Below are 707 nucleotides of genomic sequence, written 5' to 3' on the forward strand. Positions count from 1 at the left end.
ATTGACGCCCTCGTTGCCGCGGAAGTGCCCGGCTTAACCGCGGCAACGAGGGCGTCAATGACTTCCTCGGCCAAGGTGTGTAGAGACTCAGCCTCAGGATGTCGGCCAAGCACAGCGCACCGGACCATCCCAACGGTATATCCGTGTTTTGATGCGCCGATTTCCAGAAAAGCCGGCTCGTTATTACTAATTGGATGCTGAGACGGGGGACCATGCGGCAACTTCGTCCGCTCCCCGAACAAAATGGTACCGGGAGAAAGTCCAACTTCCCCGCCAGTGTTGGCGGCCGCTCCGCTGATGGCCGCCGCCATTGCCGCTGCCATCTCCAGTTCGGTAACACCCTCCCGTAGCGAGCTTTGGAAGGTTCGCACTGCCAGGTCAGTCATGCGCATTGCCTCTCGCATGCACTCGAGTTCTAGCTCGCCCTTCACCGCCGCCACCGAAGAAACCAGCCGACTCGCATCAGAGATCTTTAAATCGGGAAGCTGCGCCTGAAGCGCACTGAGGTCGGCCGGTGCGAGGTTCCAGCAGCCCAGCTCAAAACCGATCCTCTTGCGTTGCAAGCCATACCGACGGAGGACGTCGGCACACACTTTCCCCAAATCTTGCTGGTGGGTATAGGTAACTAGCTCTTCAATACAACTATACGACCGAACCGCTTGCTCGTCATACTGTCGTACCACAAATGTTGGCGATCGACCGGGCAC

At 58.3% G+C, this 707-nt stretch carries 1 protein-coding gene; it reads right to left on the minus strand.

Annotation, left to right across the window (positions count from 1 at the left end; genetic code table 11):
* On the minus strand, positions 1-707 hold a 707-nt coding region (locus EN780_RS36265), incomplete at its 3' end, for a M24 family metallopeptidase (RefSeq protein ID WP_348631298.1).

The sequence above is a fragment of the Mesorhizobium sp. M4B.F.Ca.ET.089.01.1.1 genome (genome assembly GCF_004022605.1).
Lineage (GTDB): Bacteria > Pseudomonadota > Alphaproteobacteria > Rhizobiales > Rhizobiaceae > Mesorhizobium > Mesorhizobium abyssinicae.